Here is a 26605-nt window from a genome sequence, read left to right on the forward strand (position 1 = left end):
CTGTTAAGCTAGCCCCATGCGCCTTCGCCACTTCATTGCCGGTGAACCACGCGAGCCGGCATCGGGCCGGTGGGGCGAGGTATTCGATCCGGCGAACGGCAAGGCGTACGCGGAGGTCGCGCTCGGCGATGCCGCCGACGTGGACGCCGCCATCAGCGCCGCCGAAGACGCTTTCCCCGCCTGGTCCGCCCTGCCCCACACCGAACGCGCCCGTTGGCTCGAGAAGCTCGCCGACGCACTGGAAGCCAGGCTCGACGACTTCGCGCACGCCGAATCGCGCGACGGCGGCAAACCCATCAAGCTCGCGCGCGAGGCGGAGATCCCGCGCGCGATCAGCAACCTGCGCTTCTTCGCGCATGCGGCGACGCAGTTCGCGAGCGAATCGCACCACGGCCAGGCCGGCCTGAACTACACGCTGCGCCAGCCGCTGGGCGTGGTCGGCACGATTTCGCCGTGGAATCTGCCGCTGTACCTGTTCACCTGGAAGATCGCGCCCGCGCTCGCCGCCGGCAACACCGTGGTCGCCAAACCGTCGGAAGTCACGCCGGTAACCGCCACGATGCTCGGCGAACTCGCAGCCCAGATCTGCTTTCCCAAAGGCGTGCTCAACATCGTGCACGGCCTGGGACCCGACGTCGGCGAGCCGCTGGTCACCGATGCGCGCGTGAAGGCGATTTCCTTCACCGGCAGCACGGCCGTCGGCCGCCGCATCGCCGGGATCGCGGGGCCGCTGCTGAAGAAGATGTCGCTGGAACTCGGCGGCAAGAACCCCACGCTCGTCTTCGCCGACAGCGACTGGCGCGACCACCTCGACACGCTGGTGCGTTCGGCGTTCCAGAATTCCGGACAGATCTGCCTGTGCGGTTCGCGCGTGCTGGTCGAGCGCGGCATCTACACCGAATTCCGCGACGCGCTGGTCGAACGCGCGCAGCAGTTGCGCGTGGGCGACCCGATCGACGAGGACAACCAGCTCGGCCCGCTTGTTTCGCGCGCACACTTCGACAAGGTCGTGAACGCGCTGCAGCGTGCGCGCGACGAAGGCGGCAAGGTGCTGTGCGGCGGTACCGTGCTCGATCGCCCCGGCTGGTTCGTCGCGCCGACCGTCATCGAGAACCTCGGGCCCGATTGCGCGAGCAATCGCGAGGAAATCTTCGGCCCCGTCGTGACCTTGCAACCGTTCGACACCGACACGCACGCGCTCGCGCTCGCCAACGCCGGCGAGTACGGGCTGGCCGCATCGGTGTGGACGCGCGACCTTCGCCGCGCGCATCGACTCGCCGCGCAGCTGCGCGCCGGCATGGTCTGGATCAACACGTGGCTGCAACGCGACCTGCGCACGCCGTTCGGCGGCTCGGGCGCGTCCGGCCTCGGCCGCGAAGGCGGTTTCGAGGCCATGCGGTTCTTCACCGACGCCAAGAACGTCGGCCTGCAACTGGATTAGCACGATGACGACAACACCCACGACGAACCCGCTGTCCGAACTGCTCGAAAAGAACCGCGAATGGTCCGAACGGATCCAGCGCGAGGATCCCGGATTCTTCCAGCGCCTGTCGCTGCAGCAGGCGCCCGAATACCTGTGGATCGGCTGCTCCGATTCGCGCGTTCCGGCGAACCAGATCATCGACATGGCGCCGGGCGAGGTGTTCGTCCACCGCAACATCGCCAACGTGGTGGTGCATACCGACCTGAACTGCCTCTCCGTGATCCAGTTCGCGGTGGACGTGCTGAAGGTCAAGCGCATCCTCGTCGTCGGCCACTACGGTTGCGGCGGCGTGCATGCAGCGCTGCACGGCACGCGTGTCGGCCTCGCCGACAACTGGTTGCGCCATGTGTCCGACGTCGCCGAAAAGCACGGCGGCTGCATCCACCACGCGCAGGAAAACGAGCGCCACGACCGCCTGTGCGAGCTCAACGTCATCGAGCAGGTGCAGAACGTGTGCATGACCACCATCGTGCGCGACGCGTGGACGCGCGGGCAGGAATTGTCCGTGCACGGCTGGGTTTACAGCCTGCGCAACGGCCTGGTGCACGACATGGGCATCAACGTGGATTCGTACGAGAAGCTCGACACGCTCTACCAGGCGGCCGTCGCACGCGTGAACGATGCCGGCGGGGACTCGCCGCGATGAGCGACGTCATCCGCGCCAGCGCCGCGCCCAAGCCCGTCGGCCAGTACCCGCACGCACGTCGCGTGGGCGACCTGTTGTTCCTCTCGGGCATCGGCCCGCGCGATCCGCACAGCAACGCGATCGTCGGCAATGTGCACGATGCCGAAGGCCGGCTGATCAGCTACGACATCGATGCACAGACGCGCTCGGTGTTCGCGAATGTCCGCACCGTGCTCGAAGCCAGCGGCGCCCGCTGGGAAGACCTGGCCGACGTCACCGTCTACCTCACCGACCTGGCGCGCGACTTCAAGACCTACAACGCCGTTTGGGCCGAGTATTTCCCCGACATCGACACCGCGCCGTGCCGCACGACGCTGGGCATCACCGAGCTGCCGACGCAGATCGCGATCGAGCTCAAGTGCATCGCCGTCGTGCGCGGTACGCCGTCTGCCCCTGGAGCATCGGAGTGACCATGCTTCCCGCCCCGCTGAACCTGCAGGCCTGGATCGAGGAACACCGCCACCTGCTCAAGCCGCCGGTGGGCAACAAGGTGATCTACGCCGGCGATTTCATCGTGATGGTCGTCGGCGGCCCGAACCAGCGCACCGACTATCACTTCGACGAAGGCGCGGAGTGGTTCTACCAGCTCGAAGGCGAGATGATCCTGCGCATCCAGGAAGACGGGAAAGCGCGCGACATCCCCATCAAGGCCGGCGAGATCTTCCTGTTGCCGCCGCGCGTGCCGCATTCGCCGCAGCGCATGCCCGAATCCATCGGGCTGGTGATCGAGCGACGCCGCCGCCCGGAAGAACTCGACGGCCTGATGTGGTTCTGCGAACGCTGCAACGACAAGCTGTACGAGGAGTTCTTTCCGCTGCGCAACATCGAGACCGACTTCCCGCCGGTGTTCGACCGCTTCTACGCCTCGCGCGAACATCGCACGTGCCGTGAATGCGGGCACCTGAACCCCGCGCCGTCGAAATACGTGATGCCGGATACCTGAGGACGCAACCTCGCGCATGCTCAAGATCGACACCCACGCCCATTACCTTCCGCGCGACTGGCCCAACCTGGCGCGCAAGTACGGCGACGACCGCTTCCCGGTGATCCATCACACCGAAGACGGGCGGCATCGCATCTACAAGGACGGCAAGTTCTTCCGCGAGATCTGGTCCAAGACCTGGGACCCGCAGGAACGCATCGACGATTACGCGCGCTTCGGCGTGCAGGTGCAGGTGATCAGCACCGTGCCGGTGATGTTCAGCTACTGGGCCAAGCCGCACCACGCGCTGGAGTTGCACCAGGCGCTCAACGAACACATGGCCGAAGCCTGCCGCGAGTACCCGCGCCATTACGCCGGCATCGGCACCGTGCCGCTGCAATCGCCGCGGCTGGCGATCCAGGAACTGGAACGCTGCATGGACCAGCTCGGCCTGCAGGGCGTGCAGATCGGCAGCCACATCAACGACTGGAACCTCGACGCGCCGGAGCTGTTCGACTTCTTCCAGGCGGCGGGCGAACTCGGCGCGGCGATCCTCGTGCACCCCTGGGACATGATGGGCGCGGCGACGATGCCCAAATATTGGCTCCCGTGGCTGGTCGGCATGCCGGCCGAACAATCGCGCGCTGCGTGCTGCCTCATCTTTGGTGGCGTGCTCGAACGCGTGCCGAACCTGAAGGTCTGCATGGCGCACGGCGGCGGCAGCTTCCCGTACACGATCGGCCGCATCGAACACGGCTTCAACATGCGGCCGGACCTCGTCGCGACCGACAACCCGCGCAATCCACGCGACTACCTCAACCAGCTGTTCTTCGATTCGTGGGTCGCCGATCCGCGCGCGTTGCGATACCTGCTCGATACCTGCGGCGTGGATCGCGTGATGCTCGGCACCGACTACCCCTTCCCGCTCGGCGAACAGGAACCCGGCGCCGGCATCGCCGCGCTGGAATTGTCCGACGAGGAACGCGCGCGCCTGTACCACGGCACCGCGCTGGAATGGCTGGGACTTTCGATGGCGCGCTTCGCCTGAGGACAAACGCATGCCGCACGTCACGCTGCAGTACACCGTGAACCTGGCCGAGTTCAGCCCCGGCCTCGCGTTGCGTGCGATCAACCAGGCGCTCGTGGACAGCGGACACTTCGACGAGGCGTCCATCAAGAGCCGCGCGCTTCGCCTGGACGATTACCGGATCGGCGTCGCCGACACCGGACGCGCCTTCATCCACGTGCAGCTGAAAGTGCTGCCCGGACGCGACGACGCCACGCGGAAGGCGTTCGCCGAACTCATCGCCGCGGCGGTCGCTTCCGTGCTGCCGGACGCATCCGCCTCCACGCAGTTGTGCGTCGAAGTCGACGAACTCGACGCGCGAACCTACACCAAGCGCGTGATCGACGCGCCGAACGCCTGAGTCCATGACCGAAAACCTGTATTCCGATTCGTACGCCCTCTCCCGGGACGCCGCCGACCCGCTGCGCGCGATGCGTTCGCAGTTCCTGATCCCCCAGCACGATGGCGCCGACCAGGCGTACTTCGTCGGCAATTCGCTCGGGTTGCAGCCGCGTGGCGCGCGCGCGCATGTCGAGGAAGTCCTCGACAAGTGGGCGCACGAGGCCGTCGAAGGCCACTTCACCGGCCAGGCGCAGTGGATGCCGTACCACGAACTCGTGCGTGAATCCCTCGCACGGCTCGTCGGCGCCAAGCCGCTGGAAGTCGTGGCGATGAACACGCTCACGGCCAACCTGCACTTCATGATGGTGAGCTTCTACCGCCCCACGCGCGAGCGGCCGGCGATCCTCGTCGAAGCCGGCGCGTTTCCATCGGACCGGTACGCCGTCGAGTCGCAGATCCGCTTCCACGGTTTCGATCCGTCGACGGACCTGATCGAAGTGCAGCCCGACCGCGAGGACGGCACGACGTCGATGGAAGCGATCGAGCGTGCCATCGCGACGCACGGCGCGCGCGTCGCGCTGGTGCTGTGGCCCGGCGTGCAATACCGCACCGGCCAGGCGTTCGACCTGCCGCGCATCGCGAAACTCGCGCACGAGCACGGCGCGGTCTGCGGCTTCGATCTCGCGCATGCCGTGGGCAATCTCGAACTCGCGCTGCACGACAGCGGCGTGGATTTCGCAGTGTGGTGCCACTACAAGTACGTCAACAGCGGCCCGGGCGCGGTTGCTGGCTGCTTCGTGCACGAACGCCATGCGCACACCGATCGCCCGCGTTTCGCGGGCTGGTGGGGTCATGAGCAGGGGTCGCGCTTCCGCATGGGCCCGCATTTCGTGCCGACTCCCGGCGCGGAAGGTTGGCAGCTGAGCAACCCGCCGATCCTCGGCATGGCGCCGCTGCGCGCATCGCTGGAGCTGTTCGATGCGGCGGGCATGCCGGCGCTGCGTGCGAAGTCGCTGCTGCTCACCGGCTACCTTGAAGCGCTGATCCGCGAGCGCCTGAACGGCACGCTGCAGATCGTCACACCGGCCGATCCCGCACAACGCGGCTGCCAGCTGTCGCTGCGTGTGATCGGCGGCCGCGGTCTCACCGGCCGCGACGCCGGGCGCGCACTGTTCGACTACATCGCGACGAAGGGCGTGCTGGGCGACTGGCGCGAACCCGACGTCATCCGCATCTCGCCGGCGCCGCTCTACAACACGCACGCGGATGTGCTGCGGTTCGTGCGGGCGGTGGAGGCGTGGCGGGATGACGCGTGACGGTATTGCGCGCCAACGCATGGACCCGCCTTCGCGGGGATGACAGCAGGAAGAATGACGACGTGACGAAGACCAACGACCGCCACATCACCCTCATCGGCGCAGGCCTTGCCGGCGCCGTGCTCGCCACGTTGCTCGTGCAGCGCGGCTGGCGTGTCGACGTGTACGAGAAGCGCGGCGATCCGCGCGTGCAGGGTTACGGCGGTGGGCGGTCGATCAACCTCGCGCTGGCCGAACGCGGCCGCCACGCGCTGCGCCTTGCGGGCGCGGACGACGCGGTCATGAAGCATGCGGTGATGATGCGCGGGCGCATGGTGCACTTCCTCGACGGGCGCACCGACCTGCAACGCTACGGGCGCGACGACAGCGAGGTGATCTGGTCGGTGCATCGCGGCGAGTTGAACGTCGTGCTGCTCGACATCGCCGAACGTGCCGGCGCGCGGCTGCACTTCGATCGCGGCCTGTCCGCGGTGGATTTCGACGCGCGCATCGCGACCTTCACCGACCCGCGCGATGGCAGCACGCACCAGGCCGCGTTCGAATCGCTGGTCGGCGCCGATGGCGCCGGCTCGGCATTGCGCGCGGCGATGACAATGCACGTCGAGCTGGGCGAGCGCACCGAATCGCTCGGGCATTCGTACAAGGAACTGGAGATCCCGCCCGCGCGCGACGGCAGCTTCAGCATCGAGCCCAACGCGTTGCACATCTGGCCACGGGGCCGCTACATGTGCATCGCGCTGCCCAACGACGAACGCACCTTCACCGTCACGCTGTTCCTGCCCAACGAAGGCGATCCGAGCTTCGCGACGGTGCGCACCGGCCACGATGCGCGCGCGTTGTTCGAGCGCGACTTCGCCGACGCGCTGCCGCTGATTCCGCAGCTGGAAGAGGACTTCGAGCGCAACCCGGCCGGCATCCTCGCCACGCTCTACCTGGATCGCTGGCATCTGGACGGCCGCGCCGTGCTGCTCGGCGATGCGGCCCACGCGATGGTGCCGTTCCACGGCCAGGGCATGAACTGCGCGTTCGAGGATTGCGTGGCGCTCGCCGAACATCTCGACGCCACGCACGACCGCGCCGCCGCATTCGCCGCATTCCAGGCCGATCGCCTCCCCAATGCGCGCGCGATCCAGCAGATGGCGCTGGAGAACTACCTGGAAATGCGCGACCGCGTCGACGACGACGATTACCTGCTGCAGCGCGCGCTCGAACGCGAACTGGCGCAGCGCCATCCAGACCGCTTCATGCCGCGCTACGCGATGGTGACGTTCCACCGCATCCCGTACGCGACCGCGTTCGAGCGTGGACGCCAGCAGCGCGAACTGCTGGTGGAGCTCACGCGCGGCCATGCGTCGCTGGATACGCTCGACTGGAACGTGGTGGACGCGGCCGTGCGCGAACGCCTGTCGCCGCTGCCCGTGGACGCGTGACGTGGCAGGCAGTTTTCTCTTCTACGATCTGGAAACCTTCGGCGCCGACCCGCGCACGACCCGCATCGCGCAGTTCGCCGCGATCCGCACCGATTGCGATCTGAACCAGGTCGAGACGCCGATCAGCGTCTTCGTGCGTCCCGCCGACGACCTGCTGCCCTCGCCCGGCGCGACGATGGTCACCGGCATCACGCCGCAGCACGCGCTGCGCGAAGGCATGAGCGAAGCGGCGGCGTTCGCGCTGATCTTCGAGGAAATGGCGCGACCGGAAACCTGCTCGCTCGGCTACAACTCGCTGCGCTTCGACGACGAGTTCGTGCGCCACGGCCTGTTCCGCAACTTCTTCGATGCGTACGAGCGCGAGTGGCGCGGCGGCAATTCGCGCTGGGACCTGCTGGACGTGCTGCGCCTGGCGCATGCGATCCGGCCCGGCGGGCTCGTGTGGCCCACGCGCGAGGACGGCGCGACGTCGTTCAAGCTGGAACACCTCGCCGATGCCAATGGCGTGCGCATCGGCGACGCGCACGAAGCGCTGTCGGACGTGCGTGCGTTGATCGGCCTGGCGCGCAAGCTCAAACAAGCGCAGCCGCGCCTGTGGGACTATGCCCTGCGACTGCGCGACAAGCGGTACGCGGCCAGCCTGCTCGACGTCATCGCGATGAAGCCGGTGCTGCACGTTTCGCAGCGTTTCCCGGCGAGCCGGCTGTGCGCGGCGCCGGTGCTGCCGGTCGCGCGCCATCCGCGCATCGACAGCCGGGTGATCGTGTTCGACCTGGAACAGGATCCCGAAGCGTTGCTGCGACTGAGCGCGCAGGGCATTGCCGAGCGCCTGTATGTGCGCGCGAACGACCTGCCCGAAGGCGAATCGCGCATCGCACTGAAGGAAGTGCACACCAACCGCTGCCCTGCCCTCGTGTCGTGGGACCACCTGCGTGGGCCCGACTTCGACCGCCTGTGCATCGACCCGGTGCTCGCGGAGGAACGCGCCGCCCGCATCCGCGAGGCCGGACCGGAACTGGTGGAAAAAGTGCGGCAGGTGTTCGCGGTCGAACGCGAACGCGTGGCGAGCGACGTGGATGCCTCGCTCTACGACGGCTTCATCGGCGACGGCGACAAGCCCCTGTTTCCGCAGGTGCGCACGACGCCGCCGGAATCGCTGCGACTGGCGGAGTTCGCGTTCCGCGACGCGCGCCTGCCGGAAATGCTGTTCCGCTACCGCGCGCGCAACTGGCCGGAGACGCTCGATGCCGGGGAATGGGGGCGCTGGAACGACTACCGTCGCTGGCGCCTGTACGACGAATCCGGCGCGTCCGAGTACAGCTTCGCGCGCTATGCGGAGGAGATCGGCATGCTCCGGGCCCTCCACGCGCAGGACACGCACAAGCAGGTATTGCTCGATCAACTGGAAAGCTGGGGCCGAGATATCGCGGCAGGGCTGGAATAACGCCGTCCCGCGCCCCAGATTGGACGGAGTCCCGGACACCTGCGCGTCATGGCCACCTACTTCAGCGAAGCAAGCTTCAAGTTCCTGCGCGGCATCGCGCGCCACAACGACCGCACCTGGTTCCAGGCGCACAAGCCCGAGTACGACACGCACGTGCGCGAGCCGTTCCAGCGGCTGCTGACCGACCTGCAGCCCGTGCTCGCCGGCGTGAGCCCGCATTACCGGGCCGAACCCAAGGGCATGGGCGGGTCGCTGTTCCGCATCCAGCGCGACACGCGTTTCGCCAACGACAAGACGCCCTACAAGACGTGGCAGGGCGCGCGGCTCTTCCACGAGCGCGGTCGCCAGATCGAGGCGCCGTCGTTCTACGTGCAGATCCAGCCGGGCAACTGCTTCGTCGGCGCGGGCCTGTGGCATCCGCAGCCCGATACGCTGCGGCGCGTGCGCCACTTCATCCTCGACAACCCCGGCAGCTGGAAGGCCGCGGCGCACGACGCGAAGTTCCGCCGCCGATTCGACCTGGACGAGGACGAGATGCTCACGCGCATGCCGCGCGGGTTCCCGGACGATTTCGAGTTCGCCGACGACCTCAAGCGCAAGAACTTCGTCGCGTACCGGGTGATCGACGACGCGACGATGATCGGCCCGCGCCTGCTCAAGACGCTGGAAACCGACCTCAACGGGATGGCGAAGTTCGTCGATTACCTGTGCGCGGCGTTGGATCTGGAGTTCTGACGCCGTCAGCGCTTCGCACGTCTGCCGTCATTCCCGCGAAGGCGGGAATCCATGTGTCCGGTGCATCAAGGCTGCCCGAAGGCGTGATGCAGCCAGCGTTGGATCCCCGCCTTCGCGGGGATGACGTCAACGACTACCTCGGCGCCACATATCCGCCCGGAACGCCCTTCGGCGACAGCACCAGCTGCCACAGCTGCGAATGCCGGCTGCGGAAGGTCGCCATCGACGCGGACAGGTAGAAGCGCCACATGCGGCGGAAGCGCTCGTCGTAGCGGGCATCCAGCTGCGGCCAGGCGCGCTCCACGTTCGCGCGCCATGCCTGCAGGGTGCGGTCGTAGTCGGCGCCGAAGTTGTGCCAGTCCTCCAGCACGAACAGCCCCTCGCTCGCCTGCGCGATCTGCGCCGCCGACGGCAGCATCGAGTTCGGGAAGATGTACTTGCCGATCCACGGATCGGTGTGGCGCACCGAGCGGTTGGTGCCGATGGTGTGCAGCAGGAACAGGCCGTCATCGACGAGGCAGCGCTGCGCCACTTCGAAGTACGTGCGGTAATTCTTCACGCCGACGTGCTCGAACATGCCCAGCGAGAACGAACGGTCGAAGCGTTCGCCCGAGCCCTCCGTTCCCAGCGCGCGGTAGTCCTGCAGGCGAATCTCGATCGGCAAGCCCTTGCACAGCTCGCGCGCATACGCCGCCTGCTCGCGCGAGACCGTGACGCCCACGCCGCGAATGCCGTAACGCTCCGCCGCGAACTTCAGCGCCTCGCCCCAGCCGCAACCGATGTCGAGCACCTTCATGCCCGGTTGCAGGCCGAGCTTGCGGCAGACCAGGTCGAGCTTGGCTTCCTGCGCGTCGTCGAGGTGGTCGAGCAGTTGCCCGTCGCGATCGCGCCAGTACGCGCAGCTGTAGACCAGCCGCTTGCCGAGCATGGCGCGATACAGGTCGTTGCCGAGGTCGTAGTGGCGTTCGCCGACCTGGAAACTGCGACGGCGGCTCTGCAGGTTGGTCAGGCGCGCACGCAGCGCGTCGACGGCAAGGCCGATGCCGCGCACCTTCTGGTCGAGGTCGGCCGTGAGCATGCGGTAGAGCATTCCGTCCAGCGACGGCACGCGCCACCAGCCGTCCATGTACGACTCGCCCAATCCGAGCGAGCCCTGCGAGAGCACGCGCGCGTGGAAGCGCTCGTCCTCGACGTGGAGGTCCCACGGCCGGTCGCCGTCCAGGCGGACATCGGCCAACGACAGTAACTGCTCGACCCGACTGCGCAATGCGGACATGGCGGCTCCGGCGGGATGGACGACGCGTCCCCGACCGCCGCGCGGCGGGGACGTTTCGATCCTAACGCGCCCGGGGCGCGCCCGCCCTAGCCCGCCGGTGCGGGGGGATTGGCGGCGGGCGCGTCGGTCGGCGCGGCCGGCGCCGTGGCGAACAGCGACCGGTACTCCGGCGCCAGGTGCGGCAGGAGCACGTCGACGGGCACTTCCACGGTCTGCGTGCCGTCCGAATACGGGCCGACCTGGTAGGGGGCGAAGACGAAACGCAGGCCGGACAGACGCCCGTCCGGCGCGGCCACCGGCTCGAACAGCGCGAAATCCGACGGGTCCGGCTGCGTGCCGTCGTCGATCATCTTCGAGGCGTTCTTCACCACCTCGGCGCGTTCGGCGGCCGGCAGGTCGTCGGCATCCACGCGCTGCGAAAGCGCGGCGTGGAGCTGCTCGCGCACGTAGTCGGAAATGGCCGTCCAGCCGGTTCCGGCCGGAATCAGCTGCTGCGCGGTGAGCAGACGGTTCTGTTTCGGCAGCCAGACGAAGCGCGCGATCAGCGGCGCACCGTGCGCGCCGCCGGTGTAACTGCTGCCGTCGGCGGCGACGGCGACCACGTCGGGCGTGTGCATCAGCTCGGTGAAGCTCAGCGACAGGTCGTACGGCGCGCTGGTCGCGCCGCCGGGCTGGTTGCGCGCCTTCGCCGCTTCGATCAGGTCGTTGCGCGCCGCGTCGGCGTATTTCTTCAGTTCCGCTGCGAGGCCGGGGTACTGCTCGGCGGGCACCTGGTAGCTGATGCCGATGATGTAGTCCGAGGTGGATTCGGACACGTCTTCCAGCTTCACCTGCGCGGGCGCGACGATCGTCGTATCGCCGGCGGCGGTCGTCGGGGCGCCGGGCGTGGCGACGGGAGCAACGGGTTCGGGTTCTCGCTTGCACGCGGGCAGCGCCGCGGCCAGAGCGCACAGCAGGAGCAATCGCTTCATGTCATGGGCAATCCCTTGTCATGCGCAGCAGGGTAGCGGCGCAGGCGTGATGCCCGGATCGACGCTGTCCGCGCGGCGCTTACCAGCTGTCGCGCTGCGGCAGCAGGCCACGCAGTTCGGCCTCGGTGAGGTTGCGCCACTGGCCGGGCTTCAGGTGCCCCAGCTTCACGTTGCCGATGCGCACGCGCAGCAGCTGCTTCACGCGGAAGCCGAAATGCGCGGCCATCAGGCGGATCTGACGGTTCAGGCCCTGCACCAGCACGATGCGGAAACCGAACTTGTTCAGCCGTCCCGTCTTGCACGGCAGCGTCGTCTGGCCGTGCACCGGGACGCCGCGCGCCATGCCGCGCAGGAACTCGTCGGTCACCGCGTGGTTCACCGCGACCAGGTATTCCTTCTCCAGCTTGTTCTCGGCGCGCAGGATCTCGTTGACGATGTCGCCGTTGCTGGTGAGCAGGATCAGGCCTTCGGAATCCTTGTCCAGGCGGCCGATCGGGAAGATGCGCCGCTCGTGGCCGACGAAATCGACGATGTTGCCCTTGACCGTGGACTCGGTCGTGCAGGTCACGCCCACCGGCTTGTTGAGCGCGATGTAGACGTGCTGGCGCTTGTTCTTGGCGACCGCGCGAACCTTCAGCGGCTGGCCGTCGACGAGGACCTCGTCGCCCTCGCCGACTTCGGCGCCCACGCGCGCGCGCATGCCGTTGACCGTGACGCGGCCTTCGGCGATGAGGCCGTCGGCCTCGCGGCGCGAGCAGAAGCCGGTGTCGCTGATGTGCTTGTTCAGGCGCATGCGCATTGGCGCCGGTGCGGCGCGGGTGTCGGGGGACGGGGCGCGAATGCTGTCACACCTTGGCCCCGCGCGCACCCTGACGCGGGGGCTCGATCATCAAAAGGGCCGGAAGAGCGGCGAGCCGTGGCGGGCTGTCTGGATCGGCGCCTGCCGCCACGGAACCGCCGCTTCCGGCCGCTAGCTAGCCCAGGTCCAGCAGCTGGTTGTACTCCGGATGACGTTCCGCCCAGGCCGCCGCATACGCGCAGCGCGGTCGGATGTGCCATCCCTGCGCCTTGGCGTATTCGAAGGCCTCGCGCACCAGTTGCCCGGCGATGCCGCGCCCGGCGATCGCATCCGGCACGCCGGTATGGGTGATCACCAGCAGGTCGCCCTCGCGGCGGTATTCGAGCAGCGCGACCTCGCCGTCGACGGTGGTGGTGAAGACGCCCGAGGCGGGGTCGTGCTCGATCTGGTGCGTGGTCATGCGCGGGTCCGGTGGGGAGGAATCAGGATCGTGCCGCGGTCAGCGCGCATCGCGCTTGCCCTGGTTGCGGCGGTCCTGGCTGCTGATGTGGCCCTGGTTGCCCTCCAGGCGTATCTCGGCGTTGTGCAGCTCCTTGGCCTTTTCGGCGGCGCTGTCGGACATCGCGCCGGGCGCGCCGCCATGCCCGTGGTTGGCTTCGAACTGCTGCCACGCCGGCGGCTGGTGGTCGCGCTCCTGCTTGGCGGCGAGCAGCTCGTGCGTGTTCGCCAATGCCTGCTCGGGCGTGATCTGCGGTCTGCTTTCGGCGGTGCGACGTCGCGGCGCCTTGCGGGCGGTGGTTTCCTTCGCGGGCGACGTGCGCGGCGATGCGGCGCTGCGGGTCGTCGTGGACTTGCGGGCGCTGGCGGCCTGGCTCGCGGTGGACTTGCGGGCCGACGTCTTCTTCAAGGCCGACTTGCTGGCGGCGACCTTTCGGGTCGAAGCTTTCTTCGCAGTGGTCTTCTTCGCGGCGGTCTTCTTCGTCGCGACCTTCTTCGATGCCGTCTTCCTGGAAGCCGTCTTCTTCGAGGCCGTCTTCTTCGATGCGGTCCTGCCCGGGGCGGCCTTCTTCGTCGCAGCCTTGCGTGCGGTCGTGGCGGTCTTGCCCGCGGCCTTCTTCGCCGACTTGGCGGTGGCCTTGCGTGCGCTGGTCTTCTTCGCGGCGGTCCTGCCTGCGGCCTTCTTCGCCGCCTTCTTTCCGGCCGCCTTGCGGGCCGTGGTCTTCTTGCCGGCCTTCCTCATCGCCATGCCTGGACTCCTGGCTCAACGGGGGGGGATTCCGGCATATCACGGGCTGCATTCATGCGGGGTGAGTGCCGACCCGCTGCGTCAGGCATTCCGAACGCGCGGCGACCGGAACTGACAGGGCGCGTCACATCGCGATGGCGGAAGCCGCATGCGAACGTGTGGCACGGAATCTGCGTGATCCAGTACCGGAAATGCGCTTGGGGAAGCGCTTCGTACGCCGAGGAGGACACCATGACCCTGCATCACTTGACGCTCGACCACCTGAGCGACGACGCCCTGATGTCCCGCCTGTACGAACTGGCCCGCACCGACCGCCACACCGTGGAAACGGCGCAGATCGACGCGGAAGTCTATTCGCGCCTGCTCCAGACCTACGGCGACGCCGAGGCGGACACCGCGCTCGTCGCGGCCTGACCGCACCGCGGGGCGCCATGCCCCGCTCGACGAACCGCATCAGCCCCCGAACGAGGGGCTCATCAGGCGCTGCAGGAAGTACGTGCCGATGCGCGGCTCCATCAGCAGCATGAACAACACGCCGTACAGCGCGCCCGACAGGTGCGCGCTGTGGTTGATGTTGTCGCCGCCGCGCTTGTCCATCCAGATCGAATACGCCACGTACGCCACCGCGTACAGGATGGCCGGCATCGGCAGGAAGAACACGATGATCAGCGACCACGGCGAGAGCAGGATGAAGGCGAACAGCACCGCCGACACCGCACCGGACGCGCCCAGGCTGCGGTAATGCGCGTCGTGCCGGTGGCGCAGGTACGTCGGCAGGATCGCGATCACGATCGCCGACAGGTAGAACAGCACGAAGCCCAGCGGCCCGATCAGCTTGCCCATCACCTCTTCGATCTGCCGGCCGAAGAAGTACAGCGTGATCATGTTGAACAGCAGGTGCGACCAGTCGGCATGCACGAAGCCGTGCGTGAGCAGGCGGTCGTACTGCTTCTTCCGGTCGATCGCCGGCGGCCACAGGATCAGGCGGTCCAGCAGCGCCGGCCGCTCGAAGGCGAGCCAGGACACCAGCACGGTCACGGCGATCAGGGCAAAGGTCAGCATTCAGTGGGGTTCCAGTTCCAGGCCGGCGCCATGATGGGCGATCAGGCGTGACGGTAGTTGTCCTGCATCGGGTAGCGGCGCGCGTACAGCGCGAAGGCCGCGGCCGCGACGAAGGCGAATCCGGCGAAGAAGAACATCAGGAAGGCGTTCTCGCTCAGGCCCGTCGCGCCGATGTGCGAGGTGACGTAGTCGTTGCGCACGCCCGCGTTGGTCAGCAGCACCCACAGGCTGCCGAACGTGCTGGCGAGGTACCAGAACGCCATGATCACGCCCTTCATCGCCTGCGGCGCCTGGCTGTAGGCGAACTCCAGCGCGGTCGCCGAGACCAGCACCTCGCCGAAGGTCAGCAGCGCGTACGGCAGGATCTGCCACGCCAGCGACACCGGATCGCCGCCGTCGATGTACAGCTGCAACGCGCCGGCGATCACCCACGCGACGCCGGAAAACGCGATGCCCGCGCCCATGCGCCGCAGCGCGGTGGGTTCGAAGCCCATGCGCTTGAGCGCCGGATACAGCACGAGGTTGTTGAACGGGATCAGCAGCATCACCAGCGCGGGGTTCAGCGCCTGCATCTGCGCGGCGTCGCGCACCAGCCAGCTCGGCCACCACCAGGCGTCGTGCGGCATGGCCATCTGGTTGCCCTGCAGCACCCACGTGGAAGCCTTCTGGTCGAACAGCGACCAGAACGGCGTGGTCAGCGCGAAGACGATCAGGATGCGCAGCACGGCGCGCACGCCATCGACCGCGGCGTCCGGATGCGCGCCCCGCGCCCGGTCCAGCTGCATCGAGGTGCCGATGCCGCCGAAGGCGATGATCGCGCCCAGCGCAAGGCACGCGGAGATGACGAAGCCGAACGATTCCGGCCACCACGACAACCCGACGGTGGCGTGCACCGCCCAGCCCAGCAGCAGGCCGAGCGCCAGCGCGAAGCCGCCCATCGCGACCAGGAAGCCCGCGCGCCCCGGCCCGGGCGCGAACAGCGCGGTGCGGGCGACGTGCAGGAAGGAGTCCGGATCCGACGCCGGCGGCGGCACGTTGACGTACTGCTTGCGGCCGAGCCAGAAGATGAACGTCGCGATGAACATCAGCGCGCCCGGGATGCCGAACGCCACCGCCGGCCCGTATTCGCGCAGGAAGATCGGCATCAGCAGCGACGCGAAGAAGCTGCCGAAGTTGATGATCCAGTAGAAGCCGTCGAACACCTTGCGCGCGAGGTGCTTGTTGGTCTGGTCGAACTGGTCGCCGACGAAGGACACCACCAGCGGCTTGATGCCGCCCGAGCCCAGCGCGATCAGGAACAGGCCGGTGTAGAAGCCCGTGCGATGGTGCTCGAACAGCGCCAGGCACGCGTGGCCGGCGCAGTAGATCAGCGAGAACCACAGCACCGTGCGGTACTTGCCGAAGAAGCGGTCGGCCAGCCAGCCGCCCAGCAGCGGGAAGAAATACACGCCGATGACGAAGGTGTGGAACACCTCCTTGGCCATGTCGCCGCGTTCTTCCGCGGGCAGGTAGGCCAGCAGCGCGCTGGAAGCGAGGAACTGCACCAGGATGTTGCGCATCCCGTAGAAACTGAAGCGCTCGCAGCCTTCGTTGCCGATGATGTAGGGAATCTGGCGCGGAAGCTTGGCGCTGCTTCCGGCCGGGGCTGCGGTCGCGGGAATCGTCATCCGGTTCTGCCTGGTCTCGTGGTCGCCGCGAATCCATTCGCCGGGCGGGACGGCCCGCCGCGTGGTTCAGGGCGACGGGCAAAAAACAGGCGGAGTTCACACTCCGCCGCTCCCCGGAGAGTAGCAAGGGCCCCGCGGCAAGCGAAGTGCTGGGGCGGGCGGGATGCGGACAGGCGCGGGTCGTGTGGTCGACGCGGCGCTTTCGTAGCGCTTGTAGCCCGGGTAAGCGCAGCGCACCCGGGAAGGCGCGCGGACCCCGGGTGCGCTTCGCTTACCCGGGCTACGAACGCCGGTGATCGACCGGTCGCGTGGCTACTGCGCCGCGCCGCCCGTGTCGTCGGCGAGATCGGCCGCGTCGTCCAAGCTGGCGGTATCCGAGTCCTCCGCCGCGACAGCGGACGCATCCGCACCCGGCGACGCGTCGGCCGCCTGCACCTCCAGCGTGTACTGGAAGTTCTGCATCGTCTGGCGCGGACCTTCGCGGTAGCCCGCGGCGATCGCCAGCGTGTGCTGGCCCGGCGGCAGCGGCTTGAGCATCAGCCAGTAGCCGTCGGTGGCGACGGCGGCATCGCCGGCGGTCACCGTGAAGCACGAACCGCCGGCCGCGCGCATGCGCTGGTACTGGCCGATCGGGCGGCCGTCGAGCAGCACCAGCCCGGTGTAGACGTGGTCGGCGAAATTGGCCGCGCGCTGCTGCTTCTGCGTGCACGAAAGCGCCTGCGTCTGACCGACGTCGCCGGCCGCGACGGCCCACGCGATGAGCGGGACGAACAGGTGCCGGTCGGCCGGGATCGTGCAGCTGCGCACCGCGTCGAAGGAACCGTCCGTGCCGGCGAGGAACCACACCGGGCCGTCCTGGTGCATCGCGCAGCGGCTGCCGTCGCGATCCTGGTACGGCGCCTTGCCGTCGAACCGGCCCGCCCATTGCCACCAGCGCGACGACCATTGCGCCTGCGTGGTATCGGCGACGGCGGCATCGGCCGGAACCCAGCGATCGTCCAGGCTCACCACCGGCGGCGGGGGCGGCGCTTCGCGCTGCTGCGCCCAGCCCATTTCCTCGCGGATGTCCTGCGCTTCCTTGCAGCCGGTGGCGAACAGCGCCCCGGCCACGCACGTCGTCGCAAGCGCCACGCGCGCGGCGGCCTTCAGCGTCATGCCCATTCGGTCAGCCCCTCGCGTTCGTACAGCGTGCGGAACGACGGCCGCGCCTTCATGCGCTCGGCCAGCGCCGCCAGGTGCGGCCACGTGTGGCCCGGACGCGGCATGTTGCGCGTCCAGCGCATGAGCATGGTCAGGTAGAAGTCGGCCGCGCTCAGGCGATCGCCGAGCAGGTACGGGCCGTTCGCGGCCAGATGCGCGTCGAGCCGGTCCCACGTCGCCTCGATGCGGCGGCGCGCGCCGTCGAGCACGCGGTCGGGATGTTCGGCGTCGATGTCCTGCGGATACCACCACAGCCGCAGCGGCGACTGCAGCGTGTTGGCGATGTTGAGCATCCACTGCAGGTACTCGCCGCGCTTCGCATCGTCCAGCGACGGCGCGAATCCCGCCTGCGGATGGCGATCGGCCAGGTGCAGCACCAGCGCGGCGGCTTCGTACAGCGGTTGGCCGTCGACGACCAGCGTCGGCACCACGCCATTGGGGTTGAGCGCGAGGTATTCCGCGCTTTTCTGCTGGCCGGCCTTGGTGTCGACCAGCGCCAGTTCGTGCGGGACGTCCAGCTCGATGAGCAGCCAATGGACGACCAGACTCGCCGCCCCCGGCGAGTAGTAAAGACGGTACATGCGGCATTCCCCCGGAATGAGCGCGAATGATCGCATGACGCTCACGCGGGGAAGTGGGCGAAACGTCACGGCATCTCCCACGACGCGCGCCCATCACCGCCTTTTCGCGCCGCGTCCACCCGCGCGGGCGGATGGTGAAACCCCGCCCGCGCCGCATGAAGTGCAATGAGCCTGACGGAATACCGCCGCAAGCGTCAGTTCAACAAGACCCGCGAACCCGAGCCCGGCAAGCGCCTGCCGCAGGGCCAACGGGCCATCTTCGTCGTCCAGCTGCACCACGCGAGCCGGCGGCATTACGACTTCCGCCTGCAGATCGGCGACGCGCTGAAAAGCTGGGCCGTGCCGAAGGGCCCGAGCTACGACCCGAACGTGAAGCGCATGGCCGTCGAGGTCGAAGACCATCCGGTCGATTACGCGCAATTCGAAGGCGAGATCCCGAAAGGCCATTACGGCGGCGGGCATGTGGCGCAGTTCGATCACGGCGTGTGGGCGACGCAATACGATCCGGAGGAACAGCTCGCCAAGGGGCACCTGCGCTTCGAGCTGTTCGGCGACAAGCTCAAGGGCGGCTGGCACCTGGTGCGCTCGGGCAAGCCGGCGCGCCAGCCGCAGTGGCTGCTGTTCAAGGACAAGGACGAATACGCCGGAACGCTGGAAGCCGACGACCTGCTCGCCGACGTCACCCCGCCGCCGGACGAAGACGCCAAGCGCGCCGGACGCGGAAAGGCCAGGCGCAAGCGCGAAACCGAAGTGCCCGTGCGCAGCGCCACGCGCCATCGCGACTGGGCGAAACTCGCGATGAAACTCACCGGCGCGCGCAAAGCCGCCGCGCCGACGGAGTTCTTCGCGCCGCAGCTGGCCAAGCTCGGCGACGCACCGCCGGACGGCGACCAGTGGCTGCACGAGATCAAGTGGGACGGCTACCGCATCGTCGCCACCGTCGCGAAGGGCAAGGCGAAGCTGTGGTCGCGCAACGCACTGGACTGGACCGACAAGGTGCCGGAAATCACCGGCGCGATCGAAGCGCTGGGCCTCAAATCCGCCGCGCTCGACGGCGAGCTCATCGCCGGCAACGGCACGCGCGACGACTTCAACCTGTTGCAGGCCACGCTGTCGGGCGAGCGCCAGGGCCTGCTTTCGTACGCGTTGTTCGACCTGCTGCACATCGACGGCGTGGACATCAGCAAGGCGCCGCTGATCGAACGCAAGGCGCTGCTGGAGCAGGTGCTCGGCGAAGGCACGCGCCACCTGTCGTACAGCTCGCACGCGGTGGGCGACGGTGAGCAGGCGTTCGAACTCGCCGGGCAGCAGGATTTCGAAGGCATCATTTCCAAGCGCGCGGATCGCGCCTACCACTCCGGGCGCGGCGACGACTGGCGCAAGACCAAGGCGCTGCACAGCGACGAATACGCGGTCGTCGGCTGGACGGCGCCGAAAGGCAGCCGCAGCGGGTTCGGCTCGCTGCTGCTCGCCACGCCCGACAAGCGCCACGGCTGGGCCTACGTGGGCCGCGTCGGCAGCGGGTTTTCGGACACGCTGATCAAGGACATCAGCAAGCGGCTCGGACGCGGCGGATCGAAGGAACCGACCGTGTACGTGCCCGAGAACGACACCGACCTGCGCAGCGCGAAGTGGTTCGAACCGCGCTTCGTGGTCGAGGTGAACTTCCGCGGCATCGGCGGGCAGGGGCTACTCCGGCAGCCGTCGCTGAAGGCCGTGCGCGACGACAAGCGCATCGAGGACCTGGGCGACAGCGATCGCGGTCCGCGCGGTTCGGCTGCGAAAGGCGCATCGAAGTCCGCCGCATCGAAGTCCGCGGCGACGAAGAAGACCGCGAAGAAGGCAACGAAAGCCTCGGCGAAAACTCCGGCGACACCCGCGCGCACGCCGCCCAAGCTCAGCAGCCCGACGAAGGTGCTGTATCCCGACGACGGCTACACCAAGCTCGACGTCGCCAACTACTACGCCGCGGTGCGAGACCACCTGCTGCCGGAAATCGCCGGGCGCCCGCTGTCGATCATCCGCTGCCCGGCGGGTACGGACAAACCGTGTTTCTTCCAGAAGCACCACACGCCGGGACTGGAACTGGTCGAGTTCGTCCGCCTGAAGGAAGAAGCGGGCAACAACGCCAACTACCTGGTGGTGAACGACGAAGCCGCGCTGATGGAACTGGTGCAGTTCAACGCGCTGGAATTCCATCCGTGGGGCGCGCACGCGGACGATCCCGATCGCGCCGACCGCATCGTCTTCGACCTCGACCCAGGCCCCGACGTCCCGTTCGCCGAGGTGAAACGCGCGGCGCTCGACGTGCGCAAGCGCCTGATCGAACTGGAACTGGAATCCTTCCTGCGCACCACCGGCGGCAAGGGCCTGCACGTGGTGGTGCCGCTGAATCCGGGCTGCGACTGGAGCCTGGTGAAGCCGTTCGCGCAGAGCTTCGCGGAGGTGATGTCGCAGGCCGAGCCCGATCGGTTCCTGTCGGTGTCGACCAAGCGCCTGCGCAACAAGCGCATCTTCGTCGACTACCTGCGCAACGGGCGCGGCGCGACGGCGGTGGCGTCGTATTCGCTGCGCGCACGCCCGCGCGCGCCCGTGTCGATGCCGCTGGCGTGGAGCGAGCTGTCGAAACTCAAGCGCGGCGACGCGTTCACCATCGCCGACGTCCCCGCGCGCCTGAAGCGTCGCCGCAAGGACCCATGGGCGGGCATCGAGAAGGTAAAACAGAACCTGTCGAAGTTCTCGGCGGATTGAGGGCGCGCCGTGTTGTAGCGCGGTTGCGAACCACACCGTCATCCGGGCGAACACACCGTCATCCCGGCGAACCACGCCGTCATCCCGGCGAAGGCCGGGATCCAGGCTCGTAGCGCAGGGGCACTCCCACGCAGGCTCGAGGCTTCCGGCCTGGGTTCCGGCCTTCGCCGGGATGACGGGATCGCCCGCGTGCGCCACCCGCAACCTTCCCGCTCCCTCCCCGGGTGCGCTCCGCTTACCCGGGCTACAAACGCCGGGGTCGTCCCGCATACAGCTTCGGTCTTTACACCGTTCCGACAAGCGCACGACCCGGACGCAACAAATCCGCGCGCACCATCCGCCGACCGGATGCGCACGCTTTCGGCATGGGGACTCCACAGGGACGAGGGCGGCCTGTTGCCCGTCGTAGTCGCGTTTGCTCCGGGCAACCCTGTCCCGCGCCCGTCCGAACGGGCCACCCTCCGAGGAGATCCACCCGTGATCAACAAAGCCCTGAGCGTCCTCGCCCTCGCCTGCGCCCTTCCCGTCGCAGCGCAGGCCGCCTCCGGTTCACGACAGCTAGGCGTCAACGTCCTGCTCAACGGCGACGCCACGCCGGCGACGCTCGCCAAGCTCGGCGCGTACGGCACCGTGCGCGACGTGGTGGCCGAAATCGACCTCGTCACGCTCAAGACCACCGAAAGCCAGCTCGCCGCCATCCGCGCCCTGCCCTTCGTCATCGCCGCCAATCCCGACGCCGAGCGCAAGGGCAGCCCGGTCGATACGGTCAGCGCGACCAACTTCGCCAACGGCCTGAGCACGTGGGACCAGGACGCGGTGGACGTCACCAACTTCGGCGTCGGACGCACCGCCGCGTACGATGGCAACGGCGTGTACGTCGCCGTGCTCGACACCGGCCTGCTCGACACCTGGCGCCAGTATTTCCCGCAGGAACGCATCGCCACGCAGTTCGCCAAAGCCTTCAACGGCGGCGGCGGCGAAAAGGGCAACGTGTCCGATCCGACGAACAAGTGGGAGCACGACCAGAACTCGCACGGCACGCACGTCACCAGCACGATCCTCGGCTACAGCCTGGGCGGCGTGCCGATCAACGGCACCGCGCCGAAATCGACCGTCATCCCGGTGAAGGTGCTGAACCAGAACGGTTCGGGCTGGTCGTCGGTGGTGGCGGCCGGCATCGTCTACGTCGCCAACCTCAAGGCCAGCGGCGCGCTCGGCGCATCGCCGGTGGTGATCAACATGAGCCTGGGCGGTTCGGTGCTCGATGCGTCCGAGAAGGCCGCGATCGATTACGCGATCTCCAAGGGCGTGGTGATCGTCGCGTCCGCCGGCAACGAGGGCGATGCGGGCATGGGCTATCCGGGCGCGTACGCACCGGTGATCTCGGTCGCCGCGTCGGGATGGAACGGCCAGTGGAAGCCCGGCGCCGACGGCAATCCGGGTAACTGGTGGAACGCCGACGACGTACCCGATCCGACCAACACGGCGGACTTCCACATCGCCGATTTCTCCAGCCGCCAACTGGCCGGACAGGATCTCGACGTCGTCGCGCCGGGTTCGTGGGTGGTCGGCCCGTACCAGACGCAGAGCGGCAAGACCTCGTACTTCTATCTGAGCGGCACCTCGATGTCCTCGCCGCACGTGGCGGGCATCGCCGCGCTGATGCTGCAGAAGAACCCGGGCCTGGTGCAGGCGGACGTCGAGGACATCCTCACCACCGCGGCGATCCCGTGGGGCGCCGGATGCGCGCTCGTCTCGCAGCCGTCGGGCCCGGCGGTGAACGAATGCTGGGGCGCGAACGCGACGGGCTCGGGGTTGATCACGGCGGCGAATGCGCTGTCGCTCACGCCGTGAGGTGATGCGGGCGTTGTTTTTCGCGTTCTTCCCTCATCCGCCTGCCGGCACCTTCTCCCGCACGCGGGAGAAGGGCTGGTCCCGACGCGATGCATGCAATCGCATTGAACATGGCGAGTTGAGCCCCTCTCCCGCTCGCGGGAGAGGGGTTGGGGTGAGGGCCGGACGTCAGCCGGCGCGCTCCGCCCACGGCGCCTTCGCGAACTTCTTCACCAGATGCTCGATGAGCAGTTGCACGCGCGCCGGGCGCACGCGGCCGGGCGGTGTGACGACATGGAGCGCGATCGGCGGCGGCGACCATTCCGGCAACACGATCTCCAGCTTCCCCGCCTTCAGTTCGCGCCACACCAGGAACTCCGGCTGCAACGCGATGCCCATGCCGGCCAGCAGCGCGGGATTGAGCGCTTCGGCATTGTTGACGCGCAACTGCGCGTTGACGCTGATGGAGAAATCGCCGTGGCGCCGGTGCTGAAACCGCCATGCGCCGCCGAAGCGGGACAACGTGTAGAACAGCGCGCTGTGCTGCGCGAGTTCGCGCGGATGCTTCGGCCGTCCGTGCGCATCCAGATACGCCGGCGATGCGACGAGCAACACGCGCACGCCGCACAGGCGGCGCGCGAGCAGGCTCGAATCGGCGAGCGCCGAGATGCGCAGCGCCAGGTCGAAACCGCCGCCGACCAGATCGACCAGGCCGTCGTCGAAGTCCACGTCGAGCGAGACGTCCGGGTACTTCTCCATGAACTCCGGCAGCAGCGGCGAGAGGTGCTCGATGCCGAACGACATCGGCACCGCCATGCGCACGGTGCCGCGCGGGCTGGCCGCCTGCGCGGTGATTTCCGCCTCCACCGCCTCGCCCTCGGCGAGGATGCGGCTGGCGCGTTCCAGCGCGCCGCGGCCGCTTTCGGTCAGCGACATCCGCCTTGAGGTGCGATGGAACAGCACCGTCTTCAGCCGCGTTTCCAGGCGCGTGATGGCCTTGGACACCGTCGCCTGCGACAGGGCGAGCTCGCTCGCGGCGCGCGCGAAGGAGCCGGTTTCGGCGACCTTGGCGAAGATCGCCCAGGCTTCCAGGTCGGGGAGTTTCATGGGCGCAGGCCATCATGCAAGAAACGGAAACGATCATACTCGATCCGTTCCATTCCCAGCAGCCCGTCGGGCGCCTATCGTTTGCCCCACGCAATCCACCCACTTCCGGAGCAAGGTCATGATCGAGCGTCGCCCGTTCAACTCCCTCGGCGGAGCCAACCACGGTTGGCTCGATGCCAAGCACCACTTCTCCTTCGCCAGCTACCACGATGCCGCCCGCATGGGCTGGGGCGCGCTTCGCGTGTGGAACGACGACACCATCGCCGCGAACACGGGCTTCCCGCCGCATCCGCATTCGGACATGGAGATCATCACCTACGTCCGCGAAGGCGCGATCACCCACCAGGACAACCTGGGCAACAAGGGCCGCACCGAGGCCGGCGACGTGCAGGTGATGAGCGCGGGCACCGGCATCCAGCACGCCGAATACAACCTGGAGCCGGACACCACGCGGATCTTCCAGATCTGGATCATCCCCGACGCCCGCGGCGGTGCGCCGACCTGGGGCAGCAAGCCCTTCCCGAAGGGCGAGCGTTCGGGCCGCTTCGTGACGCTGGCCAGCGGCATCGCCGGCGACGAGGACGCCCTGCCGATCCGCGCCCAGGCGCGCGTGCTCGGCCTGACGCTGGCGGCCGGCGAGTCGGCCGAATACGTGTTCGGCGAGAACCGCTACGGCTACCTCGTGCCGGCGAAGGGCGCGATCGAAGTGAACGGCGTGCGCCTTGAAGCGCGCGACGGCGCGGCGATCCGCAACGAGGGCGCGATTACCGTAAAGGCCCTGGACGACGCCGAAGTCGTGCTGGTGGACTCCGCGCCGTAAGAACCAAACCGCGCCCTTTTCCGATGAGGGGGCGCGGTTTTTCCTGGCGCCGTCATTTGCGCGAAGGCGGAATCTCCCCGCTCGTCATTCCCGCGAAGGCGGGAATCTCCCCACACCGTCATTCCCGCGAAGGCGGGAATCCAGGGACTTTTCACGCTTTCACCTGCACACGTGCGGACGTCATAAGCCATGCCCTCGCGGGCATGACGAGCAAAGGCATGGCCGCCCCGTCCCGCTTTCCGCGTATTCCTTCCGAAGGGCTGCCGCCCGCGCCCTTCCCCACGAGGACGACGCCATGCTCGAGCTGCTAAACGTCACCGCCTTCGGTGCGGTGCATACCGCGATCGCGATCATCGGCGTCATCGCCGGCTTCACCGCATTGTTCACGCATCGCGAGATCCGCATCACCACGCGGGCGGGCGCGATCTTCTTCTGGTTCACGATCGGCGCGGCGATCACCGGGCTTTTCATCTTCCGCCGCGGCGGCTTCGGCGCGCCGCACGTGCTGAGCGTGCTGACGCTGGTGGTGCTCGCGCTGGGCTGGTTGGCGGAGCGGCGCCGCGGTTTCGGCCGCCTTTCGACCTACGTGGCTGTGCTGTTCAATCTCACCGCGCTGTTCTTCCACTTCATCCCGGCGTTCGTGGAAAGCCTCACGCGCCTGCCGCTGGGCGCGCCGTACGCGGCCGGGCCGGAGGATCCGCGCCTGTTCGGCCCCATCGGCGCGGCGTTCGTGGCGTACCTGATCGGGGCGATCTGGCAGACCCTTCGCGTCCGCGGCGCCGCCCGCCGCGCTCCGACGCCGGGCGCGGGCCTTGCCTGAAGCCGCGCCGGGCCGCGTCCCACGCGCGGCCCAGCTTTCACCGGGCGCCCACGCCGCTGGATCGAAAGTCCCTGTTCTACGGCCGGTTTGTTCCGGTAGCACATCGGTAGACAGAGGTATCCCATGGCCCGACCCATCTGGACCGGCACGCTGTCGTTCGGTCTGCTCAACATCCCCGTCAAGCTGATGAGCGGCGAACGCCGCGTGGACCTGTCGTTCCGCATGCTCGACAGCCGCAACAACGCGCCGGTGCGGTACGAGCGCGTGAACGCCGAGACCGGCGAGGAAGTGCCTTGGAAGGAGATCGTCAAGGCCTTCGAGTACGACAAGGGCAGCTACGTCGTGCTGGAGGAGTCGGACATCGCCAACGCCGCGCCCGACCACAAGGAGTCGGTCGACATCGATACCTTCGTCGACCTGGAATCCATCGGCCCGGAATACTTCGAGAAGCCCTACGTGCTCGAACCGGGCAAGAAGGCCGAGAAGGGCTACGTGCTGCTGCGCGAGGTGCTCAAGCGCACCGGCCAGGCCGGCGTCGGCCGCGTGGTGATCCGCACGCGCGAATACCTCGCCGCCGTCGTGCCGAAGGACGAAGCGCTGATGCTGCTGATCCTGCGGTTCGCGCAGGAGATCGTCGATCCGGCCGACTACAAGCTGCCCGAAGGCGGCCTGGAAAAGTGGAAGATCACCACGCGCGAGATCGACATGGCCAAGCAGCTCATCGAATCGATGAGTTCCAAGTGGGAGCCGGAGAACTACAAGGACGATTTCCGCGAGCGCCTGAGCAAGGTGATCGACGATCGCGTGAAGTCCAAGAACGTGGTGCGCAAGGCCACCGCCGACGAGGACAACCTGCCCGAGAACGCCGCGACCAACGTCATCGACTTCGCCGACCTGCTCAAGCGCAGCCTGGAGAAGAAGGGCGGCAAGGGCAGCGGCGGTGGCGGTGGCGGTGGCGAGAAGTCCGCGCCAGCGAAAAAGGCCGCCAAGAAGGCGCCCGCGAAGAAGACCACCGCGCGCAAGCGCACCGGGCGCAAGTCGGCCTGACG

The 26605-nt window shown here is 68.1% G+C and carries 27 protein-coding genes; 17 read left to right on the forward strand and 10 right to left on the reverse strand.

From position 1 onward, the window contains the following. Positions 1-16 precede the first annotated feature (16 nt). The 10 genes from LA521A_RS11215 (at position 17) to LA521A_RS11260 (ending at position 9423) form a co-directional block, all read left to right on the forward strand. Positions 17-1441, forward strand: coding sequence for an aldehyde dehydrogenase (locus LA521A_RS11215; RefSeq protein WP_281778986.1), 1425 nt, complete (start codon positions 17-19; stop codon positions 1439-1441). 4 nt (positions 1442-1445) lie between these two features. Further along, entirely contained in the window at positions 1446-2129 is a 684-nt protein-coding gene (gene can, locus LA521A_RS11220; RefSeq protein WP_281778987.1) for a carbonate dehydratase, read from the forward strand. Beyond that, positions 2126-2578 carry a RidA family protein gene (locus tag LA521A_RS11225; protein WP_281778988.1) on the forward strand — a complete coding sequence of 151 codons (453 nt, stop codon included), beginning with the start codon at positions 2126-2128 and terminating at the stop codon, positions 2576-2578. The genes can and LA521A_RS11225 overlap by 4 nt, the downstream gene beginning before the upstream one ends. 2 nt (positions 2579-2580) lie before the next feature. Further along, positions 2581-3111, forward strand: a complete 531-nt coding sequence (locus LA521A_RS11230) for a 3-hydroxyanthranilate 3,4-dioxygenase (RefSeq protein ID WP_281778989.1) — start codon at positions 2581-2583, stop codon at positions 3109-3111. Positions 3112-3127: 16 nt separating this feature from the next. Next, on the forward strand, positions 3128-4138 hold the full coding sequence (locus LA521A_RS11235) for an amidohydrolase family protein (RefSeq protein WP_281778990.1): 1011 nt from the start codon (positions 3128-3130) through the stop codon (positions 4136-4138). 10 nt (positions 4139-4148) lie between these two features. Then, positions 4149-4517, forward strand: a complete 369-nt coding sequence (locus LA521A_RS11240; RefSeq protein ID WP_281778991.1) for a 5-carboxymethyl-2-hydroxymuconate Delta-isomerase — start codon at positions 4149-4151, stop codon at positions 4515-4517. Positions 4518-4521: 4 nt separating this feature from the next. Then, on the forward strand, positions 4522-5814 hold the full coding sequence (gene kynU, locus LA521A_RS11245) for a kynureninase (RefSeq protein WP_281778992.1): 1293 nt from the start codon (positions 4522-4524) through the stop codon (positions 5812-5814). 62 nt (positions 5815-5876) lie between these two features. Continuing rightward, a complete protein-coding gene (locus LA521A_RS11250; protein WP_281778993.1) occupies positions 5877-7244 on the forward strand; it encodes an FAD-dependent oxidoreductase in 1368 nt (455 codons plus the stop codon). Between the two features lies 1 nt (position 7245). After that, positions 7246-8688 (forward strand): exodeoxyribonuclease I, encoded by a 1443-nt coding sequence (gene sbcB / locus LA521A_RS11255; RefSeq protein WP_281778994.1) that lies wholly within the window; start codon positions 7246-7248, stop codon positions 8686-8688. A 48-nt stretch (positions 8689-8736) separates the two neighbouring features. Further along, positions 8737-9423 (forward strand): DUF2461 domain-containing protein, encoded by a 687-nt coding sequence (locus tag LA521A_RS11260; protein WP_281778995.1) that lies wholly within the window; start codon positions 8737-8739, stop codon positions 9421-9423. A 133-nt stretch (positions 9424-9556) separates the two neighbouring features. On the opposite strand, the gene cfa is transcribed toward LA521A_RS11260, so the two are convergent. The 5 genes from cfa to LA521A_RS11285 form a co-directional block, all read right to left on the reverse strand. After that, positions 9557-10699, reverse strand: a complete 1143-nt coding sequence (cfa, locus tag LA521A_RS11265; RefSeq protein WP_281778996.1) for a cyclopropane fatty acyl phospholipid synthase — start codon at positions 10697-10699, stop codon at positions 9557-9559. Between the two features lie 86 nt (positions 10700-10785). Continuing rightward, a complete protein-coding gene (locus LA521A_RS11270) occupies positions 10786-11670 on the reverse strand; it encodes a PdaC/RsiV family protein (RefSeq protein WP_281778997.1) in 885 nt (294 codons plus the stop codon). 79 nt (positions 11671-11749) lie between these two features. After that, positions 11750-12469 carry a pseudouridine synthase gene (locus LA521A_RS11275; protein WP_281778998.1) on the reverse strand — a complete coding sequence of 240 codons (720 nt, stop codon included), beginning with the start codon at positions 12467-12469 and terminating at the stop codon, positions 11750-11752. A 175-nt stretch (positions 12470-12644) separates the two neighbouring features. After that, positions 12645-12929: a GNAT family N-acetyltransferase gene (locus tag LA521A_RS11280; RefSeq protein ID WP_281778999.1), complete on the reverse strand. Its 285-nt coding sequence runs from the start codon at positions 12927-12929 to the stop codon at positions 12645-12647. A 39-nt stretch (positions 12930-12968) separates the two neighbouring features. After that, entirely contained in the window at positions 12969-13199 is a 231-nt protein-coding gene (locus LA521A_RS11285; RefSeq protein WP_281779000.1) for a hypothetical protein, read from the reverse strand. On the opposite strand from LA521A_RS11285, the gene LA521A_RS11290 reads away from it, so the two are divergent. Together LA521A_RS11290 and LA521A_RS11295 are read left to right on the forward strand one after the other, a co-directional pair. After that, positions 13189-13830: a hypothetical protein gene (locus LA521A_RS11290; RefSeq protein ID WP_281779001.1), complete on the forward strand. Its 642-nt coding sequence runs from the start codon at positions 13189-13191 to the stop codon at positions 13828-13830. The two genes, LA521A_RS11285 and LA521A_RS11290, sit on opposite strands and share 11 nt — an antisense overlap. A gap of 116 nt (positions 13831-13946) precedes the next feature. After that, on the forward strand, positions 13947-14129 hold the full coding sequence (locus LA521A_RS11295; RefSeq protein ID WP_281779002.1) for a hypothetical protein: 183 nt from the start codon (positions 13947-13949) through the stop codon (positions 14127-14129). A gap of 39 nt (positions 14130-14168) precedes the next feature. Here the strand turns inward: LA521A_RS11295 and LA521A_RS11300 are convergent, their stop codons facing one another. From LA521A_RS11300 to LA521A_RS11315, 4 genes are all read right to left on the reverse strand, one after another. Then, positions 14169-14777 carry a rhomboid family intramembrane serine protease gene (locus LA521A_RS11300; protein ID WP_281779003.1) on the reverse strand — a complete coding sequence of 203 codons (609 nt, stop codon included), beginning with the start codon at positions 14775-14777 and terminating at the stop codon, positions 14169-14171. Between the two features lie 41 nt (positions 14778-14818). After that, positions 14819-16444, reverse strand: a complete 1626-nt coding sequence (locus LA521A_RS11305) for a POT-type proton-dependent oligopeptide transporter (RefSeq protein ID WP_281779004.1) — start codon at positions 16442-16444, stop codon at positions 14819-14821. A 312-nt stretch (positions 16445-16756) separates the two neighbouring features. Then, positions 16757-17599: a hypothetical protein gene (locus tag LA521A_RS11310; protein WP_281779005.1), complete on the reverse strand. Its 843-nt coding sequence runs from the start codon at positions 17597-17599 to the stop codon at positions 16757-16759. Further along, complete coding sequence (locus LA521A_RS11315; RefSeq protein ID WP_281779006.1) at positions 17596-18225, reverse strand: glutathione S-transferase family protein; 630 nt, start codon at positions 18223-18225, stop codon at positions 17596-17598. Before LA521A_RS11315 ends, LA521A_RS11310 begins: the two co-directional genes overlap by 4 nt. A gap of 165 nt (positions 18226-18390) precedes the next feature. On the opposite strand from LA521A_RS11315, the gene ligD reads away from it, so the two are divergent. Further along, positions 18391-20976 (forward strand): DNA ligase D, encoded by a 2586-nt coding sequence (ligD, locus tag LA521A_RS11320; RefSeq protein ID WP_281779007.1) that lies wholly within the window; start codon positions 18391-18393, stop codon positions 20974-20976. Positions 20977-21453: 477 nt separating this feature from the next. Continuing rightward, complete coding sequence (locus tag LA521A_RS11325; RefSeq protein WP_281779008.1) at positions 21454-22830, forward strand: S8 family peptidase; 1377 nt, start codon at positions 21454-21456, stop codon at positions 22828-22830. A 168-nt stretch (positions 22831-22998) separates the two neighbouring features. On the opposite strand, the gene LA521A_RS11330 is transcribed toward LA521A_RS11325, so the two are convergent. Further along, a complete protein-coding gene (locus LA521A_RS11330) occupies positions 22999-23916 on the reverse strand; it encodes a LysR family transcriptional regulator (protein ID WP_281779009.1) in 918 nt (305 codons plus the stop codon). 118 nt (positions 23917-24034) lie between these two features. On the opposite strand from LA521A_RS11330, the gene LA521A_RS11335 reads away from it, so the two are divergent. From LA521A_RS11335 to ku, 3 genes are all read left to right on the forward strand, one after another. Then, positions 24035-24736: a pirin family protein gene (locus LA521A_RS11335; RefSeq protein WP_281779010.1), complete on the forward strand. Its 702-nt coding sequence runs from the start codon at positions 24035-24037 to the stop codon at positions 24734-24736. A gap of 295 nt (positions 24737-25031) precedes the next feature. After that, positions 25032-25556 carry a hypothetical protein gene (locus tag LA521A_RS11340; RefSeq protein WP_281779011.1) on the forward strand — a complete coding sequence of 175 codons (525 nt, stop codon included), beginning with the start codon at positions 25032-25034 and terminating at the stop codon, positions 25554-25556. Positions 25557-25679: 123 nt separating this feature from the next. Then, positions 25680-26603, forward strand: a complete 924-nt coding sequence (gene ku / locus LA521A_RS11345) for a non-homologous end joining protein Ku (protein WP_281779012.1) — start codon at positions 25680-25682, stop codon at positions 26601-26603. Positions 26604-26605 lie beyond the last annotated feature (2 nt).

This window comes from Lysobacter auxotrophicus, assembly GCF_027924565.1.
GTDB classification, from domain to species: Bacteria; Pseudomonadota; Gammaproteobacteria; order Xanthomonadales; family Xanthomonadaceae; genus Lysobacter_J; species Lysobacter_J auxotrophicus.

Coding starts and splice junctions, on each gene's coding strand:
- LA521A_RS11295 (WP_281779002.1), top strand. CDS start 13,947: ATGACCCTGCATCACTTGACGCTCGACCACCTGAGCGACGACGCCCTG.
- LA521A_RS11235 (WP_281778990.1), top strand. CDS start 3,128: ATGCTCAAGATCGACACCCACGCCCATTACCTTCCGCGCGACTGGCCC.
- LA521A_RS11335 (WP_281779010.1), top strand. CDS start 24,035: ATGATCGAGCGTCGCCCGTTCAACTCCCTCGGCGGAGCCAACCACGGT.
- LA521A_RS11275 (WP_281778998.1), bottom strand. CDS start 12,469: ATGCGCATGCGCCTGAACAAGCACATCAGCGACACCGGCTTCTGCTCG.
- can (WP_281778987.1), top strand. CDS start 1,446: ATGACGACAACACCCACGACGAACCCGCTGTCCGAACTGCTCGAAAAG.
- ku (WP_281779012.1), top strand. CDS start 25,680: ATGGCCCGACCCATCTGGACCGGCACGCTGTCGTTCGGTCTGCTCAAC.
- LA521A_RS11300 (WP_281779003.1), bottom strand. CDS start 14,777: ATGCTGACCTTTGCCCTGATCGCCGTGACCGTGCTGGTGTCCTGGCTC.
- LA521A_RS11240 (WP_281778991.1), top strand. CDS start 4,149: ATGCCGCACGTCACGCTGCAGTACACCGTGAACCTGGCCGAGTTCAGC.
- cfa (WP_281778996.1), bottom strand. CDS start 10,699: ATGTCCGCATTGCGCAGTCGGGTCGAGCAGTTACTGTCGTTGGCCGAT.
- LA521A_RS11230 (WP_281778989.1), top strand. CDS start 2,581: ATGCTTCCCGCCCCGCTGAACCTGCAGGCCTGGATCGAGGAACACCGC.
- LA521A_RS11215 (WP_281778986.1), top strand. CDS start 17: ATGCGCCTTCGCCACTTCATTGCCGGTGAACCACGCGAGCCGGCATCG.
- LA521A_RS11280 (WP_281778999.1), bottom strand. CDS start 12,929: ATGACCACGCACCAGATCGAGCACGACCCCGCCTCGGGCGTCTTCACC.
- LA521A_RS11270 (WP_281778997.1), bottom strand. CDS start 11,670: ATGAAGCGATTGCTCCTGCTGTGCGCTCTGGCCGCGGCGCTGCCCGCG.
- LA521A_RS11260 (WP_281778995.1), top strand. CDS start 8,737: ATGGCCACCTACTTCAGCGAAGCAAGCTTCAAGTTCCTGCGCGGCATC.
- LA521A_RS11310 (WP_281779005.1), bottom strand. CDS start 17,599: ATGACGCTGAAGGCCGCCGCGCGCGTGGCGCTTGCGACGACGTGCGTG.
- LA521A_RS11340 (WP_281779011.1), top strand. CDS start 25,032: ATGCTCGAGCTGCTAAACGTCACCGCCTTCGGTGCGGTGCATACCGCG.
- LA521A_RS11225 (WP_281778988.1), top strand. CDS start 2,126: ATGAGCGACGTCATCCGCGCCAGCGCCGCGCCCAAGCCCGTCGGCCAG.
- LA521A_RS11305 (WP_281779004.1), bottom strand. CDS start 16,444: ATGACGATTCCCGCGACCGCAGCCCCGGCCGGAAGCAGCGCCAAGCTT.
- ligD (WP_281779007.1), top strand. CDS start 18,391: ATGAGCCTGACGGAATACCGCCGCAAGCGTCAGTTCAACAAGACCCGC.
- LA521A_RS11315 (WP_281779006.1), bottom strand. CDS start 18,225: ATGTACCGTCTTTACTACTCGCCGGGGGCGGCGAGTCTGGTCGTCCAT.
- kynU (WP_281778992.1), top strand. CDS start 4,522: ATGACCGAAAACCTGTATTCCGATTCGTACGCCCTCTCCCGGGACGCC.
- LA521A_RS11330 (WP_281779009.1), bottom strand. CDS start 23,916: ATGAAACTCCCCGACCTGGAAGCCTGGGCGATCTTCGCCAAGGTCGCC.